Here is a 19,773-nt window from a genome sequence, read left to right as displayed (position 1 = left end):
CTGCCTGGGCGACACCCCGACGGCTCTTCACCTTCAGAGCGACATGACCCCCTGCGATCGGAGCAGCCTGGTCAGATTCGCGCTCACCAGCCCCGCCGCCCGCAGTACCGCCTCCGCGATCGCGGGCAGCCGGTTCAGCTCGCCCACGGTCCCGGCCAGCGCGGCCACCACCTCACCCGCGGGCCCGCGCACCGGCGCCGCGACACAGGCCAGCCCGAACCGGCTCATGTCGGTGTCGTAGGCCAGTCCGCGCTCGCGCGCCACCGTGATCTGGCGGTTCCATTCGCGCGGCGAGAACCCCTCCGGTGGCGTGTGATTCGGATGCCCGATCGCCAGCACCTGCTCCGCCGCCGTGCCCGAGGGCAGCAACACCCCCGCGCGCAGCGGGAAGACCTCGTCGATCTCCCGCCCGATGCCCCCGATCAACATCGTGTGCCCCCGATCGGTCACCGACAGGCTGAAACCGCCCCGATCCGTCGCCGCCGTCAGCTGGCCGAGCGGCCGGGCCGAGGCACCGCGCAGCAACCGGGCAGGCTGCCAGGTCTGCCCGAGCCGGAACACCCGCGGCCCGATCTGATACCGCCCGCCGCGGCGTTGTACTGCTCCTTCCACCACCAGTTGATTGAGTAACCGATAGGCCGTCGCCTTCGGCAGTCCCGCCGTCGACGCCAGCTGGGTCAGGCCCAGCTCGTCCCCGTGCGCCAGGGCCTCCAACAGGGCAAATGCCCCCTCGAGCACGCCGCGCCCCCCTATGGCCGGCTTTTCCATCGTCGTTTCGTTCACTCTCTGTCCTCCCGTGCAGATACTGCGACGAACCGAGCACGTGGTGCTTATCGTTCACGGTCCAGCAAATGGAACGCCCGGTTCGCTCATCAGACCGACAACTTCCGCGGGCGGCCGACCAGCTACAGCATTGGTCCGTCGCGCCGAACCGGCGCCGGGCGGTTCTTCTACACGGAAGAGTCTCCGGTTTCGGCCCTTCACCCACGTTTCATCGACGTCTCACGGCGTCGAGCCGGTGAAACCGCGCGGCGCGAGCAACCACTCGGGGAATTTCGGGCAGACGAAATCGAGGGAGATCACATGGTCGACAGTCTTTTCGCGGACGTGTCGTATTTCCAGGCGCCGGTGGACGATTCCTATCCGCACGGCATCCTCAGCTTCCGCTCCAACGACGGCACGTTCCGCGATCCGAACTTCGCCGCGAACTATGAATGGGCTTGCCGGGCAGTCGATTCGGGTCGGCTGGCGTGCTTCGTCGTGTACTTCTACTGGCGGCCGAACTGGCTGGAGACCGTCGCGACCCATCGCGAGATGGTCGCCGGCCTCGGCGGCCCGCATCCGCGGATGATCGTGATGATCGACGTCGAGTCCGGGGGCAATCCCGGCGGCGATCAGTCCGGCGGCATCAACGCCGCCTACTGGCAGCTCGCCGACTGGCTCGGGGACCGCCGCCGGGTGATCGGCTACGCCAACCAGGCCGATTTCTTCGCCATGTGGCCCGACCGCCCGGACGGCCTGCGCATGGTCGGCGCCGGTTACGGCCGCAACCCGAACCTGCCCGGCCAGCTCGCCCACCAATACACCGACGGCCAGGGCTACGGCGGCGGCCTGCCCGAGGGTTGCCCGCCGTTCGGCGACTGCGACATGAATGCCGCCTACGACATGTCACCCCAGGATTTCGCCGCGGCGTGCGGCGTCGGAATAGAGGAGGAATTCATGTCCGCACTGAGCGACCTCGAGCAGCGCGAGCTGCTCGACAAGACCCGGGCGATCTGGATCCAGCTGCTCGGCCCCGAGGGCAGCGGCTGGCCCCAGCTCGGCCAGAACGACAAGGGCCAGAACCGCACCCCCGTCGACGCCCTCGCGGCCGTCGAGGACGCGCTCGAACGCCCGCGGAAGTAGCCACGCACTCGACCGCGGCGCCGGCCCGCACCACCGGCACCGCGGCCGAGCGCTGCCCGCCGCCGAGACCATCCGACGATTCACCAGATCTGACATCGCAAAGGACATCAATGACTGCCAACGAGGTTGTCACCCAACAAAGCTCGGTCGTCGGAACGGTCAAGGACCCCGATGGCAATCCGATCGCGGGGGCAGTGGTCACCGTGGCGGAGCGCCGCCTGCGCTCGGAAAACGCTCTCGGCGAAGGGACTACCGATGCCGCCGGGCGATATCGGGTCGAGCTCACGACAACGGGCGCGCCGACGGCACTGATCGTTCAGCTTGCTCTCGACGGTGAACCCACCATTGAGACTGCCCACCCGTGGGCGGGCGACACGACGACGGTCGACCTGCGGGTACCGGCCCGGCGCGGTGGCGAATACGGATCTGTGCTCGCTCGCCTGGCTCCGCTGCTGGACGGGACCGCCTTGGACGACCTCGATACCGCCGATATCGACCACCTGGCCCGGGTGATCGGCTATGACAAGCGATCGATCGCGCAAATGGCGGCGGCCACCCGGCTCGCCGCGGACACCGGACTGCGTGCGGACATGTTCTATGGTGCACTCCGGCAGGGGTTTCCGGTGCAGTTGGGCAGGCAATCACCGGCTGATGTCGAGGCGGCGATCACGGCCGCCGCCGACGCGGGCATCATCGAAACAGCCGAAGGCGCAGATGATTTCGCGGCAGCCATTCGTGCTCAGTATGTCTCGGCCGCCGTGCGCCCGGACGGCGCCGCGGCCACCGACCCGATGAGCGCGGTGATCGCCGAGGTTATTCCGGACCAGGCCGGGCGCGAGCGCGCCTACGCCGCGTACCTGAACCGGCCGTCCGATCTGGCGGCTCTGTGGGACGGACTGGCCGAGGACGCCGTCGTCGGGGCGTACGTCGAGCGTCTTCGGCTCGCGTTCGAGCTGCATGCGCTCACTGACGGCAACCTGGCGCTGGTGCGGGCGCTGCTCGCCGAATTCGAGGACGGTGTGTTGGGCCACCCGCGCGAGTTGGTGCGGTCCAGTGACATCTGGGTCGGGCTGATCGAGCAGACCGGCGGTGTACCGGAGAAGTCGAAGGCCGCCCTCAACGGGTCGGCTCCGGACGGTAATCAGGTGTCGAACTATAGTCGTGAACTGCATCGGCGTGCTGTCGAGCGCTATCCGACCGCACATCTCGCACACGAGCTGTCGATCCGATCCGGTTACGCGCAGACGCCGTCGGCCCGTTTCCTGGCCGACAACCCTGAGTTCGATATCGTCGGCACACCGGTCACCGCGAGTACTGTGCCGGATGCGCAAGCGCGGCTCGAATTGGCCGGGATCCAGCGCACATTCAAGATCGCCCGGGACTTCGGCACCATGCAGGCGTTACGCGACAACGGATTCGACTCGGCACATGCGGTGGCGGCACTGGGGCGGGACATGTTCGCGCGCAAGGTTTCCGAGGTGCTCGACCCGGATACCGCGCATGCCGTGCACGACCGGGCCACCCTGGTCAACGCCGCCGCGACCAACTTGGTCGCGGACTTCCGGACGGCCGGTCACTTCGATGTGCCGTGGCTGCCGAGTCTGGCGGATCCCGACCCGCTATCGGCGACCCATCCGATCCCGGACTGGGCAGAGCTGTTCGGCCCGGCCGATTATGGCACTTTCACGCCGTCTCGATCCATCTACGGGCAGCCCGCGTACCTGGTCGACCTGCTGTATTTCCTGCGTAGGCTGGGGGGCGGCAACGCGACCGACGAAGGGCCGGTGGCCAACGCGCTGTACGCTCGCCGCCCCGACCTGTGGGACGTCGAATTGAACGACGACAACACCGATCTCAATCTCCCGTATGTCGACCTGGTCAACGAGCTCCTCGAATCGGCGGTCGTGCCGGACGCGCCTATTCCGGCGAAACAGCGGCAGAGCACCGGTGATCAAGCGACGCTGCGCATCCAACCGCAGCACGTGAACCCGGCTGCCTACGCGAAACTGCGGGCCGCAGTCTATCCGTTCGATCTGCCGTTCGACCTCTTCCGTGAACAGACCGACGCCTACCTCGCCCATGCCGGGGTCTCTCGCGTCACATTGCTGGAAACTATTGGTACAGAACCAGACTCGCCGAATCTGCTGGTCGATGAACGCCTCGGGCTGAACACCGTCGCGGCGCGGATCATCGCCGGTGAACCAGTCATGCCCGCGCGAACGCTCGCGGAGTACTACGGTATGGCCCCCGACACCGACCTGGTCGGGGTATTGCGCAATCTCCGCGCCCTGCTCGATGCCTGCTCCTTGCGGTACGAGGAGCTTACCCACCTGCTCGACACGCGGTTCGTCAACCCGGGCACAGTCCTCTCCATCAAGGCGCACCCGGACTATCCCTACGAGACAACGCGAATGACCCTCGTCGGGCTGGACCCGGCGGCGCTCGACCGGTTACATCGGTTCGTCCGATTGCAGCGCGCGCTCGGTTGGTCGGCTCAGCAGCTGGATCGGGCCATTCACGGCTGCAACAGTCGGGGCGAGCTCGATCGGCAGACTCTGCGCACTCTCGCCGCTGTCCGTAAACTCGCGGCGCGCCTGGACCTTTCGATCGAGCAGGCGCTGACATTCTTCAATACGGTCGACACCCACGTCTACCGCCGCGACACCAGTCTGCCGCCCTATGACCGGCTGTTCTTGGACCCTTCCGTGGTCCCCACCCAGCCGGGTGTGGCGAACCCCTTCGCATTGCGCGCCGACCGCACCGAACTCGCGGTACTCGGCAGCCTGACCGAACCGTCCATCACCGCGGCATTGCTCGCGGTACTGCAGGTGACCGACGACGACCTCACGGCATTGACCACCGGGCGACGAGCGGTCACGCCGGACCGAATTCTGAACCTCGCCAATCTGTCGTCGCTCGTTCGGACGATCACGCTGGCTCGGGCGCTGTACCTGACCATTCCAGATCTGTTGCGGCTCATAGAACTACACGGCGGTGGCGGCCCGTTCCCGGCGCTGGCCGGACTGTTCGCCGCCGTGGTGCCCAGTGCCGAGGTCGCCGGCGGTGATCCGATACTGCCGATGGTGGTCACGACCCTGCCCGCTTTTCCGCCGGGCGTCGAGAACGAGGTAGCCGGGGGCGCGCCGGTGCAGCCGCCGAGCCTGCTCAGTAGTGCGCCACCACCGCCCGTCTACGCGCAAACCGCCGTCACCGAACAGTTCCTTGACGCGGTGGAAGCGATCCGCAACGCGGGCTTGACGATTCCGGAGGTGGACGCGGTCCTCACCGCCCCCTTGCCCGGTCCGGGCGGGGTTGTTCCCGACGACATCGACCTGGCGGCCACGCTCACCGCGCTGCGTGCCGGTCTTCAGGCGGTGTACCAGCAGACCGCGCAGACCTTCGACGAGCGTGGCGAGCTCACACGCAAGCAGCTCACCCTGCTCGGCTGGGACCCGGCGCTGGCCCAGGATGCGGTCGCCACCCTGCTGGGTACCGTCACTTACACCGCGAAGCTGACCGCATTGCCGGAGACCGCGGTGTTTCCGCCGAAGGTGCCGGTCCGCTTCGATGCCACGAACCAGCAGCTGTTCTTCACCGGCCCGATGACCGACGACCAGAAGACGCGCCTGCTGAAGGTCGCGGCGGGCGCCGAGTATCAGGCCGCGGTCGATGAACTGTATTGGGCGCCGAGGCTGTTTGTAGCGGCACGGATGAAGGCTCGGCGGATCCCGGTGTTCACGGCCAGTCAGCCGACGATGCCCGCCGACTACCAGGTGCCGAAGACTTTGAGCGGCAAGGTGTTCTACGACATCAACGACCACATGCTCAAGAGCCGAGGGTACCTGTCACAGGCCGATGCCGAGGCGTTGACCGCCGCGCCGTCGGGCTCGGCCATCGCCGCGGCGGTCGCCGAACTACGCCGGGTACAGGAGGTAGTCGACATCCCCGACGAGAACAAATTCCTCGACCTGGAGGTCGCGAAGACCTTTTTCCGGGACTCCTCGACCGTGCCCGCCGAGCGCTTCCGGGTGGTACTCGGCATCCTCAACCCGTTGCTACGTCGCACCCTCAGCGAGATCACCATCAAGCAGCAACTCGGTCAGGCCGCGGACTTGAACCCGGCGACCGCCGACCTGCTGCTCGGCACCTGGCTGCGGTCGAGCTCGGGATCGGTGGTGCTGGAAGACTTCCTGGCACCCGTCTTCGTGAGCAGCGACGTGGCCGTTCCGGTGACCAGAGCCGCGTTCGGGCAGCAGTTCACTGCGCTGAGCCGCATTCATCGGGTCGCGTTGCTGCTGGCGCGACTGCGCGTCGACGCGGTCGAGCTGCCCTTCGCGTTCGGCTACGCGGATAAGGCAGGCTGGTTGAACTTCAACGAACTGCCATCGGCGCCGGTCGTCGGGCCCGCTCCGTTGTTCGGCACGTTCGTCCGGCTGCTGGACCTGTTCCGGGTGCGCGCCGCGATACCAGGCGGCATCGACACCTTCGGCAAGGTGTTCGCGGTCGCGGCGAGTACGGCGTCCGGGGTCTCGGACGTCGTTCGGGAGCTGGCCGTCCGAACCGGTTGGAACGCGGCGGATCTCGGGATCCTCGCCCCGCTGCTGGGTCTCACCGCCGCGGCTCGATTCCTTGACGTCGCTGCGCTGCGCGCCGTGGACTCGGCCGTGCGGCTGCTGGTGCGGCTCGGGGTCACGGCCGACCGGCTCGGCCTGTGGAGACATGCTGAACCGACGCCCGCGGCCGCCGAGGCGGCTTGGCAGACGGCGAAAGCCAAACACGCACTGGCGGATTGGCCCGTTGTCGCGGCGCCGATGCAGGACGCGATCCGCGATCTGCAGCGCTCCGCACTGGTGTCCTACTTGGTCGCCAACCCGCTGCTGGCCACCGACCGGATCGTCGTGCCGGAATGGACCGACACCAACGGCCTGCACGACTATTTCCTGCTCGACGTGGAAATGGGCCCGAGCCAGCTGACCACTCGGATGGCCCAGGCCATCTACAGCGTGCAGCTATTTGTGCAGCGCTGCCTGTTGAACCTGGAGCCGCTGGTCAACACCTCCGACACCAGCCTGTGGGGGCAGTGGGAGTGGATGAAGCAGTACCGGCTGTGGGAGGCGAACCAGAAGGTCTTCCTGTACCCGGAGAACTATTTCGAGCCCGATCTGCGCCCGGACAAGACCGCGTTCTTCACCGATATCGAGAACGAGATCATGCAGAAGGAGGTTTCCGAGGAGAACGTGGGCACCGCCGCCCACCACTATCTGGAGAAGCTGTACGAGGTGGCGCGCCTGCATCCGTGCGGAATGTACACCGACCACGACACTTCGACTGTCTACGTGTTCGCGCGGAGCGACTCCACACCGCGGTTCTACTACTTTCGTACCTGGGTGAATCGGACCTACTGGACGGCGTGGCAGAAGATCGACCTCGACATCGGCAGCGAGACCCTGGTGCCGGTGATCTGGAACAAGCAACTGTACCTGTTCTGGGCGACGTTCACGTTGGCGAACGATCCGCAGGAAATCCACCACCTGCCCGACGACGACAACGTGATGAGGCCGGCACCACAATACTGGAACATCAAACTCGAATGGAGCAGGCTGAACGCCGACGGCTGGCAGGCCAAGAAGATATCGGAATCCGCCATCGCTACCAAGCCGTTCCTGCCGAGTCCGCGCTACGACATCAACATTCCGAGCGAATTCGATCCCATCAGGTCACAGAAATATCGCTTCCTGCCGGAGTTCGCCGGCAACGGGGATCTGCTGATTCACGCCACCTACAACAACAGCATCTCGGTGACCGACAACAATCCGCCCGCCGGAACGACGGCCCCGCAGCACTACACCGCCGTAGCCCGCGGCACTTTCCGGCTCAGTGCCCGTAGTGGCCGGCTGGTGGTCGAGCCGCTGAGCGCGATTCTGTTCCCGTCGTCGGAAGGGGCACCGAGACAGTATTTCGTCGATCCGCCGGTCGACATGGTGACCTTCAACAACGAGTTCGACGGGTCGAGCACCATGATGTGGGGTGATGACCGGGCGGGTGCGGAACTGCCCCCCGAACTGACCATGGTGCTGCGCAAGATCCCCAGCCCACCGCTGCGCGTCCTCTTCTCGCATCGACCGCAGAACGATTGGGCGAGCTTCTTCATGTTCGTTTCCGACGGCATCAGAAGTTTCGTGTTCGAGGTGACGAACGCGACCCCGCACAGCCACCCGTGGATGCGCGCCAAGTCCTTCTATCATCCGTACGTCGAGCAGCTGATGGAGCAGTTGAGCATCGGCGGTTTCGATGCCCTGGTATCGAGGAATGTCCAGCTGCAATCCGGCCGGGACTCTGGGAAATTCGTATTCGAGGATGTCTATGGCGTCCAGGCCAGCGTCCTCGGCGGGGAATACCCCGACGAGGACATGGATTTCAGCGGTACCGGCCCCTACGCGCAGTACAACTGGGAGTTGTTCTTCCACACCCCGCTGTTGCTCGCCGAGCGGCTGACCACCAACCAGAAGTTCGCCGATGCGCAGAAATGGTTCCATCTCATCTTCGACCCCACTGATCGCTCCGGACTGACTGCGCCGCAACGCTTCTGGCGCACCAAGCCGTTCTTCCGCACCGTAGGCGATCCGACGAAGCCGGGCAGCGACTATTACAGGCAGCGCATCGAGGAGATCCTGAAGCGTCTCGCGGACGGCAATATCGAGGAGCAGCGCAACGTCGAAGTCTGGCTGTCCCATCCCTTCCAGCCGGACATCGTCGCTCGCCTGCGCAGTACCGCCTACCAGAAGGCGGTCGTGATGAAGTATCTGGACAACCTGATCGCCTGGGGCGACCAGCTCTTCCAGCAGGACACCGGCGAGTCGATCAACCAGGCGGCCCAGCTCTATATCCTCGCCGCCGAGCTGCTCGGCCGACGCCCGGAGGCGGTGTTCGACAGCACACCCGCTGTGCCGCAGAGCTTCCGGACCATAGCTACCGCCAACCCGGTCGCGTCGAACGCCGTGGTAGCGGCAGAGCACCTTGTCGCGGTCGTTGAAGACCACCCGACGGCGACAGTTTCGCCGGGCATCACCGTCGGTGTCGGTTCGGCCTGGCTCGACTATTTCCGGGTTCCACGCAACGAAAAGCTGCTCGCCTATTGGGATATCGTCGAGGATCGGCTCAACAAGATCCGCACCGGCCGGACCCTGGCCGGCGGCACTCGCCAACTGGCCGCCTTCGGCAGCGTCATCGACCCGATGGTGCTGGTGCGCGCCGCGGCCTCCGGTGCCGACCTGTCGACGGTGCTGGACGATGTCAGTGCCCCGCTACCGCACTACCGATTCGGTCCTATGCTGGCCAAGTCGAAAGAGCTTGCGGGAGAAGTCAAATCGTTCGGATCCGCGTTGCTGGCCGCGCTGGAGAAGCGGGACGTCGAGGCGCTCGCCCGGTTGCGGTCGAGTCACGAGAAGGCAATGCTGGACGCGGTCAAAACGGTTAAGGCGCAACAGGTTACCGAAGCCTCCGACGCGTTGGAGGCGGCGCGGAAGGCGCGTGCCATCGCGCAAGGCAAGCTCGACTACTACGCGAGTCGAGACTTCATGAACGGCTGGGAGATCACCCATACGGTCATGGCCGGATTGGGACTGCTCGTGCAGGGCGTCTCCGGTGGTATCCGGATCGCGGCAGGAGCGACGTCGCATATACCGGAGGCCAAGATCGGCTTCGTGACCACCGTCGGCGTGACCTACGGCGGCAGCAATGTCTCGAAGTCGCTGGAGAATCTGGCAGGCGCGCTCGACATCATCTCCGGTGTGCTGCACGGCGGTGGCGCGCTGGCCGCCACTATCGGCAGCTATCGGCGGCGTGCGGACGACTGGGACTTCCAGGCAGCCCAGGCACAGGCGGAGATCGAACACGCCGAACAGCAGATCGCGGCTGCCACAGCGCATCTGAGCATCGCCCAGTCTGAGCGGGACAACCATGACCTGCAAATCCGTCAGGCGGGCGAGGTCGACCAGTTCCTGACCGGCAAGTTCACCAACCGTGAACTCTACGACTGGATGATCGGCCGCCTGGCCACCAGCTTCTTCCAGGCGTATCAACTGGCGTACGACGTGGCCAAGCGGGCGGAGCGGTCCTACCGCCATGAATTGGGCGTCGAGGATTCAAATTTCATCAACTTCGGGTATTGGGACAGCTTGCACAAGGGGTTGTTGTCGGGGGAGCGGCTGATGGCCGACCTCAACCGGATGGACGCCGCCTATCTGGAGGGAAACGCCCGCGAGTTCGAGATGACAAAGCGGATCTCGTTGGCGCAGTTGGATGCCAGAGCACTGCTGAGCCTGAAGGAGACCGGGAGCTGCTACGTCTCCGTACCGGAAGCGTTGTTCGATCTCGATGCGCCGGGACAGTATTTCCGGCGGATCAAGAATGTGAGCATCACGGTGCCATGCGTGGCGGGCCCGTACACCGGCGTGAATCTCACCGCCACCCTGACCGGAAGCAGCGTTCGGATCGACTCGCGGCTCTCCGACGGCAAATACCGGCGCAAACAGGATCAGCCGGATCACGACACTCGCTTCCGCGACTACACCGGCCCGATCGAGTCGATCGTTACCAGCACCGGCCAGGACGACACGGGCCTGTTCGAGACCGACCTGCACGACGAACGGTTCCTGCCGTTCGAGGGCATGGGCGCGATAAGCCAGTGGAAGTTGTCGCTGCCCAACGAGTTCCGGCAGTTCGACTACGAGACGATCACCGATGTAGTGCTGCACCTGCGCTACACCGCGCGCGACGGCGGCAGCACACTCGGTGACGCCGCGATCGCCGAAATGAAGGCAGCGCTGGACTTCTGGGTCCGCGGGGGAGGGGGCAAGGGACTGCTGCGGGTGTTCAGCGCACGTCGAGAATTCGCCGACCAGTGGCAGAAGTTCCTGGCCACCCCGGCCGGCGGCACTGCTGCCGCCACCTTCCGGCTGTCGAAATCGCAGTTCCCGCACCTGTTCCGGGATCATCGATACATCGTCTCGAGTCCGGAGCTGATTTTGGTGCTCTCGCATGAGCTCGGCCCGGACGGCAAGAAGCGTTTGGTCGACTACTACACCGACGAGGGCGGCGCGAAGCTGAAAGCCACCTTGAACGTTGGCAGTACCAATCCGCCCACCGCGGAACTGGGTGCGGACCCGACGCTCGGCGGGTTGCCACGGACCTCGTACTCGACCATCAAAGACATCGAGGTGCGCGATGCGGGGCAGGACTGGATCATCACCGCGCCGATCACCGGCCTGCACCCGAACCTGCTCACCACCGACCGGCGGTTGAATCCAGACGCCGTGCTCGACCTGCTGCTGGTGTGCCCGTACAGCCTGAAGGAGAATTGAAATGCGATCGTCTGTAGATCCGTTGCGGCTGCGGCCGTTCCACGCCGACCAGCCGACCGATCGCACCGCCACGGCGGCCGGGTTGGGCACCTGGCGAACCATGATGGGTGACATGCCGGAACCCGCCTGCTGGGCCGAACCGAACGACACCGCCATCCGGCTGAACGACGGCCGAGTGTTGCTGGCCGGCGGTGAAGACGGCCGCCGCATGGCGCTGTTCACGTCGGTGGTCTACGACCTGCCGACCGGCACCGGCACGCGGGTCGCCGGCCGGCTGGAGACCCCGCGCAGGCTGCATACCATCACCAAGCTCCAGGACGGCAAGGTCTTGGTGACCGGCGGTGTGACCGGGGCCGCCACAACGCCGGCCCGCGGCATCAACTCGGTGGAGCTGTTCGATCCGGCCGTGGGCGGCGGCGCGTGGCGGACGGTTGCCTCGATGAACGAGCCGCGGTTCTCGCACTCTGCCACCCTGCTCCCGGACGGCTCGGTGCTGGTCGCCGGGGGTTGCTCGGCGCGGTCGGCGGACACCAATCGCGCGCTGCGCTCGGCCGAAATCTACAGTCCGGCAACGAATACCTGGACGACGGTCAAGCCGATGACCGACATCCGGTTCGGGCACACGGCGATTCCGCTGACCGGCGGCAAGGTCCTGGTCATCGGTGGCGTCATCACCATCGGCCGCGGCCAGTACGCCGCGCTGGGCTACTGCGAGATCTTCACCCCCGGAGCGACTCCGGACAAGGGGACATGGGCGCCGACCGCCAGTTTGCGCACGCCACGGAAGGGGCACCAGGCGACCGCGCTGACGGACGGCTCGGTGCTCGTGACCGGAGGTGATGTGCTGACCCACTCCTTCAGCTCGATCATCGATCCGTACAGCTTGAAGACCTGTGAGCGATTCCGGCTCGACGCCAACGGCATCGGTGCCTGGACGGTCGACGCGGACATGCCATGGGGGCTGAGTCAGCATCGCGCCGTGCTGCTGCCCAAGTCGGGCAAGGTGCTGGTGATCGGCGGCACCGACAGCGGCGTCTTCGACGTGGGCTATTCCGACACGATCCTCTACACACCCGGTGCGGCCGGAGCCGCGGGCACCTGGACGATCGCCGCGAATATGGCGGTCGGGCGCTGGGCGATGGCGGCGGTCGGCCTGCCGGAAGACGAGGTTTTCGTCGCGGGCGGCATCGTCCGGTCCGGCGCCGCGGCACCGGTTTTCGGCGAGAGCGTGCTGGCCGCGACCGCGGAGGTGTACACGCCATGAGCTCGGTCAGCACAATGGAATTCGCTGGCCCGATCGCGGACGGAGTCTGGCGAAGCGCGAAAGACGCTCCCGTCGCGGTGAATTGGCAGGGCATGGGGGACAACCCGGTGCAACTCGCGGACGGGCGGGTCCTGATCGCGGGCGGACAGGGCACGAACTTCGGATCCGTTTCCGCATGTGCTGTTTTCGACCCTGGCCCGGGCACCTGGACGACCACCGGCCCGCTGACGGAGGCGCGCAGCGGGCACACGCTCACTCGGCTGCCGGACGGCACGGTGCTGGCGACCGGTGGCTATCCGATGCCGCAGAACACGTTCGCCGGTCTGGCGACGGCCGAACGCTTCGATCCGATCGCCGGGAAGTGGATCTCGGCCGGATCGATGAGCGTGGGCCGCACCGCGCACTCGGCAACCCTGCTCGCCGACGGCCGGGTCTTGGTGGCCGGCGGATACGCAGACCGTTCCGGCACATCCGGCACGACCGCGACCGCGGAGATCTACGACCCGGACGCCAAGACCTGGACCAAGATCAAACCGATGAACGACGCTCGGTCGGTGCATCAGGCGGTGCTGCTGCTCGACGGCCGCGTGCTGGTCATCGGCGGCACTGCCGATGTCGGCTCCGGCACCTACACCGACCTCGCCTTCTGTGAGATCTTCGATCCGGCGACGGGGGAGTGGACGCCGACCGGCAGCACGGCCCGGCCGAGATTCGACAACACCGCGACGGTGCTGCTCGACGGCACCGTGCTGGTCACCGGTGGCGGCTGGCCCGGTTGGGTGGCGGGCTGGGCGTTCAACACGGGCAGCGATTGGACGACCGAACGCTACAATCCGGCCACCGGAGTGTGGACGCGCGACACCGATTTGTCCTGCGCCCGTTTGTATCACCGCGCTGCCCTGCTGCATGACGGCCGAGTCCTGGTGATCGGCGGGGCCAATGCGAAAAACATGTCCACCGGTCTGCGCAGCACCGCGATCTACGACCCGGCCACCATGTCCTGGCACCAGGCGGCCGGACTCGCCACGGGCCGTTGGGCTTTCGGCGCGCTCGCCCTGGCCGACGGCCGGGTGCTGGTCACCGGCGGGGTCGACCATCTCGACGGGTCGTCGACCAACTGGCGGCTCACCGCGAGCACCGAGATCTACACGCCCGCGGAGGGAGAACAGTGACCGCACTCGACAGTCCACCGGTCCGGACGGCCGTGTGGAGCTATGCCTCGGACCTGCCTGCGGGCAGCAGAGCCTTCGAAAACGATTACGCCTTGGTCGCTTTGGACGGTGGCGCCGCCGTGCTCGCCGGTGGTGCCGACGCGACGTTCGCGGCGGTGGCCGCCACCGCGCTGTTCGACCCGGTCAGCACGACATGGTCGGCCTCGACATCGATGACGCTCGGCCGCCGGCTGCATTCGGTGACTCGATTGGCGGACGGAACGGTGTTGGTGGCGGGCGGCATCACCGGCCCGTACCGGCAGCCGTTCGACATCCTCGCCACGGCCGAGCACTTCGACCCGAAGACCAAGAAGTGGACGCCGACCCGGACGAATATGACGGTTCCGCGCAGCATGCACAGTGCCACACTGCTTTCCGACGGCAGAGTGCTGGTGGCGGGTGGCGCGAAACCACGGGTGGGCACCAATGATGTCGGGTCGGTCGACTCAGCCGAGCTGTACGACCCGCAGACCGACACCTGGGCGCCGGCCGAGCCGATGGCCGACGAGCGGACCTCGCACCAGGCGGTGCTGCTCGCGGACGGCCGGGTGCTGGTGGTCGGCGGGGGCGCGGTCCTCGGACACGAGGAGGTCGCGCCGATGGCATTCTGTGAGATCTTCGATCCGGCAACCGGAAAGTGGAGCGCGACCGGCTCTTTGGCGATACCTCGGCTCTCCCACCGGGCGGTGCTGCTGCCGGACGGCAGCGTGCTGGTGCTCGGCGGCGCCGCCCACGGCTGGGCGGCGGGTCCGGTGTATGACACGCATTCGCTGAACACGACCGAGCGGTGGTATCCGGTGACCGATCGCTGGGCGCCCGCGGCACGAATGCCGTTCGGCCGGGATCGGTTTCACGCGATCACGCTGAAGTCGGGAAAGGTGGTCGTGTTCGGCGGCGGGGACGAGCAGTACCTGTTCGCCAAGTTCCTCGCCACGTCGCTGTACGACCCGTACGCCGACACCTGGAGCGCGGCGGGACCGATGTCCTACGGCCGCATGGATTTCGCCGCCACCCTGCTGACCGACGGCCGGGTGCTCGCCGCGGGTGGTAGCAGTGCGGACGATCTGCCGGCGTCGACGGAGATCTACACCCCGTAGTCCGTCAAGCCTTGCTCGGCAGAATGGCCAGCACCAGCGCCAGCCCGGCCACGATGCTCGCTCCGGCCGCCACGGTCGCGACCACGGACTGCGTCAGCGCGGCGACGCCGATGGTCAACGCCAGGCAAACCGCGACGGCCAGCAGCGCGGTCCCCGGCTCGACACCGGCGATCCTGGTCGGTCGATGATTGATCACTGTCATAACACCCCTGTTCGAGCCGGGCGGTGTGCGGCCGTACTCGCGGCCGCACACCGCACGCGCGGGCTATTTGCCCAACGCGTTCTTCGCCTTGTCCACCGCGTCGCCGATGGCGTCCTTCACGTTCTCCACCGCGCCCTTGACGGCCGACTCGACCTGGTCTGCTTTGCCCTCGGCACGCAGATCGTCGTCACCGGTCACGTTGCCCGCGGCCTCCTTGGCCTTGCCGCCGAACTCGTCGACCTTGTTGCCGATCTTGTCGCTCAGAGACATCGAAACCTCCGCTGTGTCGCGGCACATCCGGGATGGATGCACACGTCGTATTGACACGGCGGCTCGGCAAAGCGCACGCAGCAACCAATGAGACAACGATCACGTCATACTGGCCGTGACGGTTTCCAATCCCCGGTGTCTGACTGATGAGCGGTGGAGGAGGTGCTGTGACCACGACTGAGCCGGTCACCGAGACCACGCCGGATGACGCAACCCTGGTGAGCAGGGCACGTGACGGCGACATGCGGGCCTATGAGCGGTTAGTAGTGCGCTATCAGGACCGGATGTTCCGGCTCGCGGTCAAGATGCTCGCCGACCGCTCCGATGCGGAAGATGTCGTCCAGGAGGTGTTTCTCGGTGCGTGGCGGCGCCTGCCCCAGCTCAACGAGGACGCCGCGTTCGTCGGCTGGCTCTACCGCATGACCACCAATCGCTGCTTGAACGTGATCCGGGCCCGCAAGCCTACGGTCGAGGTCGACCCGGAGACCACCGAATCGCCCCGCTCGGACACCCAGCCCGAGCACGCGGTGCAGGTGAGCACGCAATTGGAAGCGCTGAACGCGGCGCTGCAGCTGCTCACGCCCGAACAACGCGCCTGTTGGCTGTTGCGCGAGGTGCACGGGCTGTCCTACGAGGAGATCGGCGACATCGTCGAAGTGAATACGACGGCGGTGCGCGGCCGGATTGCCCGCGCGCGAGCCCACTTGTCCGAGGTGATGAAACCATGGCGGTGAACGGCACGACAGAACAGGATTACCGGCTGCCCTGCGGCCGGGAGATCGAACAGGTCTGGGATCGGCTCGACGCGGTCGAGGCCGGTCTCGGCGACGAACACGAGAAGACCTGCCCGCACTGCCGGGCAGCCCGCGACAGCCTGCTCGCGCTGCGCGTGGCGACCAAGGAACTGATCGATGAACCGGATCCCGCGCCGCCCGATCTGACCGGGCGGATCATGTCCGCGGTGCGCGCGGAGGCCCGGCGCGGCCGGACCCTGGTGCTCCCGACCCCCGCGCCCGGCACGGTCGAGGTGAGCGAACAAGCCGTCGCGACGGTGCTGCGCTACGCCGCCGACTCGGTGCCGGGCGTGCGCGCCAGGCAGTGCCGGGTGCGCCGGGTCGGGATGGGCATGGACGGGGAGACCGTGGTCGCGGTCGAGCTGTCGGTCGCCATCCGGTTCGGGCACGCGACGGTCGGCGACGCGCTGCCGGTGGTGCGCGAACGGGTCACCGCCGCGCTCGCCGCGCAGGTCGGGCTGGTGCTGGAGACGCTGGATCTGGTGGTCGCGGACATCTACGAGGACGACGAAACGGGGGACCCGCGGCGATGACGACCGATGCTGTTTCCGAGGTACGGATCGAGGCGCCGGTCGTCGCCGCGGTGGCCGCGCGGGCGGCGCTGGCGACGCCGGGCGTGGTCCGGCTGGAACCCGGTGTGCGCGGGCTGGTCTCGTCGCTGGTGCGGGTCGGCAAGCAACGCCTGACCAACACCGATCCCGCGGCGTCGGAGGGCGTACGGGTGCGGCGCGGCGCCGGGGGCGCGCTGAGTGTGCAAGTGGACGTGGTGATTTCGGCGGAACGCCCCGCGGCGGTGATCGGACACGCGGTGCAACAGGAGGTTTCACGGGTGGTGTTCGAACAGACCGGGCAGGCGGTGGACGAGGTGTCGGTGACCATTCTCGATATCGAGCCGGAGCGCCGGTGACTTCTACCAGCGATGTCATCGCCGTGCTCCTGGGCGCGCTGGACACGATCGACGGGATCCGCCCCGCGACCCCCCTCGGCGCGGAGAGCCCGGCCTGGTGGCCTTGGGACGCACGAGGTTTCGCGGTCGATGTCGGGCCGGACCGGATCGAGGTTCGGGTCGCCGCGGCCGAGCTGCCGTTGGCGCCGCTGCTGGAAAAGGCAACGGCCGCACTGCGTGCCGCCCTGGCCGGCACCGACTGGTCCGATGCCCGTTTGCGTGTGGTCGTGGCCGAACTCGATGCCGGAGCCTTCGGCGGCGAGGGGGTTACCTAGGTCACACCAACCTGCCCGTGACGATCGGGCCCGATCCTGTGTCGATCCAGATGAACAGCCGATGTCCGCTGTACCGCAAGGGAAATCAGGAGGAGCTATGAGCACCACGACGACGACCACTGACAAGAACACGGACACCAAGGCACCCGCCGACACCAAGCCGCAGGCGAGCCGGGCAGCCGGCTCCGCCGCGACCCCCGACAAGAACAGCAAGCTGGCCAGCGACCAGGGCACCACCTCCATCGCCGACATCGTCGTGCAGAAGGTGGCCGGGCTCGCGGCCCGCGAGGTGCGCGGCGTGCACGACCTTGGTGGCGGCGCGGCCCGTGCGTTCGGCGCCATCCGCGATCGCATCCCTGGCGCGTCCGCCAGTATCGGCCAGGGGGTTTCGGTCGAGGTCGGGGAGACCCAGGCCGCGGTCGACCTGGAGCTGGTGGTCGAATACGGCGTCGCCATCGCGGAATTGGCGCGCGCGGTGCGCCGCAACGTGATCAACGCGATCGAGCAGATGACCGGGCTGGACGTGGTCGAGGTCAATATCAACGTCAACGACGTCTACATCCCCGGCGACGATGACGAGCCGGTGCAGAGCAGCCGGGTGCAGTAGATGAACGCGACAGCGATCTGCCTCGCCGTCGGCCTCGCGCTCGGCTTCGCCGGTGCGTTCGGCGGGTTCGGCGCCTTCACCATCGTGCTGCTGTTCGCCGTGCTCGGCCTGGTGGTCGGCCGCTGGCTCGACGGCGAGCTGGACCTGGCCGGGCTGGTCCAGTCGGCACAGCGCAAGGGCAGGCGATGACCGCCGTCGTCGCCGACGAGTATCCGGGCGTCACCACGGTGGCCCCGCGCGCGGTCCAGCGGATCGTCGCGCAGGCGGCGCGCGAGGTGGCCGGCGTCGGCGCCGATGTCCGGGTCGACGCCAGGGTTTTCGCCAACCGGACCGCCCTGGACGTGCGGCTGCCGATTCTGTATCCGTCGCCGGTGGGCCGGGTGACCGAGGCGTGCCGCGCCCACCTGGCCCGGCGGACCAGCGAGCTGACCGGGCTCGCGGTGAGCGGAATCGACATCGAGGTCACCGAGCTGACCATCGAAACCGTCGGCGGCGGAAGGAGAGTCCGATGATCCGCAGGCCGCGCCGGGCGGGTCCGGCGGTCGTCGTCGCGGTGCTGCTGCTCGCGGTCTGCGTCGCGGTGACGGTGTCGCTGATCCAGCGCCTGGTCGGCGCGCACGAATTCCTGTCCTACGACAGCGTCGCGACCGACCTGCACGGCATGACCTGGCACGACACGCCGGTGCTCGCCGTGGGCATCGGGGCGATCGTGTTCGGCGCCGGGCTGCTCGCGCTGGCGCTGTGGCCGGGCCGGGCGGCCGTGCTGCCGCTCGGCGACGAGGACGGCATATCGGCCGGGGTGACCCGCGGTGGACTGCGCACGGCGTTGCGCAGCACCGCGGGTTCGGTGGACGGGGTCAGCTCCGCGCGAATCCGCCTGCGCCGCAAAGCGGTCAAGGTGTCCGCGCACACCGAACGGACCGGCGCGGACGGCCTGCCCGCGGAGATCTGCGAAACGCTCACCCGCCGGGTGCAGGAGATCGGCCCGCAGCGGGTCCGGCACGTGCGGGCCAAACTGCGCGGACCGAAGACAGGAGAGGCGTGATGAGTAGCACCAATCGTCCGGCCGCGTTGAACCGGACCGTGCTCGGGCTGACCGGCGTGCTGCTGCTCGCCGCGGGCGTGCTCGCCGTCGCCGCGCACTACGGGCGGCTGCGCTGGGTGCGCTCCGACGACACCCTCGTCCCCGGCACCGACGCGCCGCCTGCCTGGGTGCTGTGGGCCGCGGTCGTCGTCGCGGTGCTGATCGGTCTGCTGTGCCTGCGCTGGCTGCTGGCCCAGGTGTTCCGGATGCCCAAGTCGGTCACCTGGCGCACCGGGGGCACCGAATGGGCCGGGACCACCGTGCTGGAGTCGTCCGTCGCCGCCGCCCCGGTGGCCTCCGACATCGAAAGCTACGAGGGGGTGCGCAGCGCCTCGGCCTGGTTGTCCGGCGGCCGCAGCGCACCCGAGCTGCACCTGGTGGTCACCGCGGAACCGACCGCCGACATCGCCGAACTGCGCCGCCGGATTCTGGGCCACGCGGTGACCCGGCTGCGCGCGGCGCTGGAGGTGGAGGTCATTCCGGTGAGCTTGGAACTCGACTTCGCCGAAGACCGCCGGCAGGCCAGGGTGCGCTGATCTTTATCCGCGCGGCAGGCCGAGGCGGGCGCGGCGATCGCGGACGGCCTACGGTAGTTTGGCCAGTTGGATCATCTCCGCGCGTGCTCGAGCGGGCGGAGGGTCGACGCGTCGGAGGTAGCGAAGTGGCGATGCCAGGCAACCGGTTTGGTGTAGCAGGCTCGGTTCGGTCGAGCCGAGGTCGAATGGCGCTCGGTGGCGCCGTCCGCGCCGGTGTCCA

Annotated in this window: 17 protein-coding genes; 14 read left to right on the top strand and 3 right to left on the bottom strand. The window is 67.5% G+C overall.

Annotation, left to right across the window (positions count from 1 at the left end; all coding sequences use genetic code 11):
• Positions 1–33 precede the first annotated feature (33 nt).
• Complete coding sequence (locus tag ACFQ9K_RS11360; protein WP_378724547.1) at positions 34–783, bottom strand: IclR family transcriptional regulator; 750 nt, start codon at positions 781–783, stop codon at positions 34–36.
• 300 nt (positions 784–1,083) lie between these two features.
• On the opposite strand from ACFQ9K_RS11360, the gene ACFQ9K_RS11355 reads away from it, so the two are divergent.
• From ACFQ9K_RS11355 to ACFQ9K_RS11335, 5 genes are all read left to right on the top strand, one after another.
• On the top strand, positions 1,084–1,905 hold the full coding sequence (locus ACFQ9K_RS11355; RefSeq protein ID WP_378724545.1) for a hypothetical protein: 822 nt from the start codon (positions 1,084–1,086) through the stop codon (positions 1,903–1,905).
• 110 nt (positions 1,906–2,015) lie between these two features.
• Positions 2,016–11,267, top strand: a complete 9,252-nt coding sequence (locus tag ACFQ9K_RS11350) for a neuraminidase-like domain-containing protein (protein ID WP_378724543.1) — start codon at positions 2,016–2,018, stop codon at positions 11,265–11,267.
• A 1-nt stretch (position 11,268) separates the two neighbouring features.
• A complete protein-coding gene (locus tag ACFQ9K_RS11345; protein ID WP_378724541.1) occupies positions 11,269–12,531 on the top strand; it encodes a Kelch repeat-containing protein in 1,263 nt (420 codons plus the stop codon).
• On the top strand, positions 12,528–13,703 hold the full coding sequence (locus ACFQ9K_RS11340) for a Kelch repeat-containing protein (protein WP_378724539.1): 1,176 nt from the start codon (positions 12,528–12,530) through the stop codon (positions 13,701–13,703). Before ACFQ9K_RS11345 ends, ACFQ9K_RS11340 begins: the two co-directional genes overlap by 4 nt.
• Positions 13,700–14,839: a Kelch repeat-containing protein gene (locus ACFQ9K_RS11335; RefSeq protein WP_378724537.1), complete on the top strand. Its 1,140-nt coding sequence runs from the start codon at positions 13,700–13,702 to the stop codon at positions 14,837–14,839. The genes ACFQ9K_RS11340 and ACFQ9K_RS11335 overlap by 4 nt, the downstream gene beginning before the upstream one ends.
• A 4-nt stretch (positions 14,840–14,843) precedes the next feature.
• Here the strand turns inward: ACFQ9K_RS11335 and ACFQ9K_RS11330 are convergent, their stop codons facing one another.
• Both ACFQ9K_RS11330 and ACFQ9K_RS11325 read right to left on the bottom strand, forming a co-directional pair.
• Positions 14,844–15,035, bottom strand: coding sequence for a hypothetical protein (locus tag ACFQ9K_RS11330; RefSeq protein ID WP_378983120.1), 192 nt, complete (start codon positions 15,033–15,035; stop codon positions 14,844–14,846).
• 69 nt (positions 15,036–15,104) lie between these two features.
• Positions 15,105–15,311: a CsbD family protein gene (locus ACFQ9K_RS11325; RefSeq protein ID WP_378724311.1), complete on the bottom strand. Its 207-nt coding sequence runs from the start codon at positions 15,309–15,311 to the stop codon at positions 15,105–15,107.
• A gap of 167 nt (positions 15,312–15,478) precedes the next feature.
• Here ACFQ9K_RS11325 and ACFQ9K_RS11320 point away from each other — a divergent pair, with 167 nt between their 5' ends.
• The 9 genes from ACFQ9K_RS11320 to ACFQ9K_RS11280 all read left to right on the top strand — a co-directional run bounded on the left by ACFQ9K_RS11320 (position 15,479) and on the right by ACFQ9K_RS11280 (position 19,553).
• Complete coding sequence (locus ACFQ9K_RS11320) at positions 15,479–16,045, top strand: RNA polymerase sigma factor (protein ID WP_378724313.1); 567 nt, start codon at positions 15,479–15,481, stop codon at positions 16,043–16,045.
• Entirely contained in the window at positions 16,036–16,638 is a 603-nt protein-coding gene (locus tag ACFQ9K_RS11315) for an Asp23/Gls24 family envelope stress response protein (protein WP_378724315.1), read from the top strand. The genes ACFQ9K_RS11320 and ACFQ9K_RS11315 overlap by 10 nt, the downstream gene beginning before the upstream one ends.
• Complete coding sequence (locus ACFQ9K_RS11310; RefSeq protein WP_378724317.1) at positions 16,635–17,012, top strand: Asp23/Gls24 family envelope stress response protein; 378 nt, start codon at positions 16,635–16,637, stop codon at positions 17,010–17,012. Before ACFQ9K_RS11315 ends, ACFQ9K_RS11310 begins: the two co-directional genes overlap by 4 nt.
• Positions 17,009–17,326: a hypothetical protein gene (locus tag ACFQ9K_RS11305; protein ID WP_378724319.1), complete on the top strand. Its 318-nt coding sequence runs from the start codon at positions 17,009–17,011 to the stop codon at positions 17,324–17,326. Before ACFQ9K_RS11310 ends, ACFQ9K_RS11305 begins: the two co-directional genes overlap by 4 nt.
• 97 nt (positions 17,327–17,423) lie before the next feature.
• Complete coding sequence (locus ACFQ9K_RS11300; RefSeq protein ID WP_378724321.1) at positions 17,424–17,933, top strand: Asp23/Gls24 family envelope stress response protein; 510 nt, start codon at positions 17,424–17,426, stop codon at positions 17,931–17,933.
• Positions 17,934–18,122, top strand: coding sequence for a hypothetical protein (locus tag ACFQ9K_RS11295; protein WP_378724323.1), 189 nt, complete (start codon positions 17,934–17,936; stop codon positions 18,120–18,122).
• A complete protein-coding gene (locus ACFQ9K_RS11290; protein WP_378724325.1) occupies positions 18,119–18,445 on the top strand; it encodes an Asp23/Gls24 family envelope stress response protein in 327 nt (108 codons plus the stop codon). Before ACFQ9K_RS11295 ends, ACFQ9K_RS11290 begins: the two co-directional genes overlap by 4 nt.
• The gene (locus ACFQ9K_RS11285) at positions 18,442–18,978 is read left to right on the top strand and encodes a DUF6286 domain-containing protein (protein WP_378724327.1); all 537 of its coding nucleotides are present in this window, start codon (positions 18,442–18,444) and stop codon (positions 18,976–18,978) included. Before ACFQ9K_RS11290 ends, ACFQ9K_RS11285 begins: the two co-directional genes overlap by 4 nt.
• A complete protein-coding gene (locus ACFQ9K_RS11280; protein WP_378724329.1) occupies positions 18,978–19,553 on the top strand; it encodes an alkaline shock response membrane anchor protein AmaP in 576 nt (191 codons plus the stop codon). The genes ACFQ9K_RS11285 and ACFQ9K_RS11280 overlap by 1 nt, the downstream gene beginning before the upstream one ends.
• The last annotated feature ends 220 nt before the right edge of the window (positions 19,554–19,773 follow it).

The sequence above is a fragment of the Nocardia sp. NPDC056564 genome (genome assembly GCF_042793755.1).
In the GTDB taxonomy this organism is placed as follows: Bacteria; Actinomycetota; Actinomycetes; order Mycobacteriales; family Mycobacteriaceae; genus Nocardia.
This window is presented reverse-complemented; position numbering and strand designations above follow the sequence as displayed.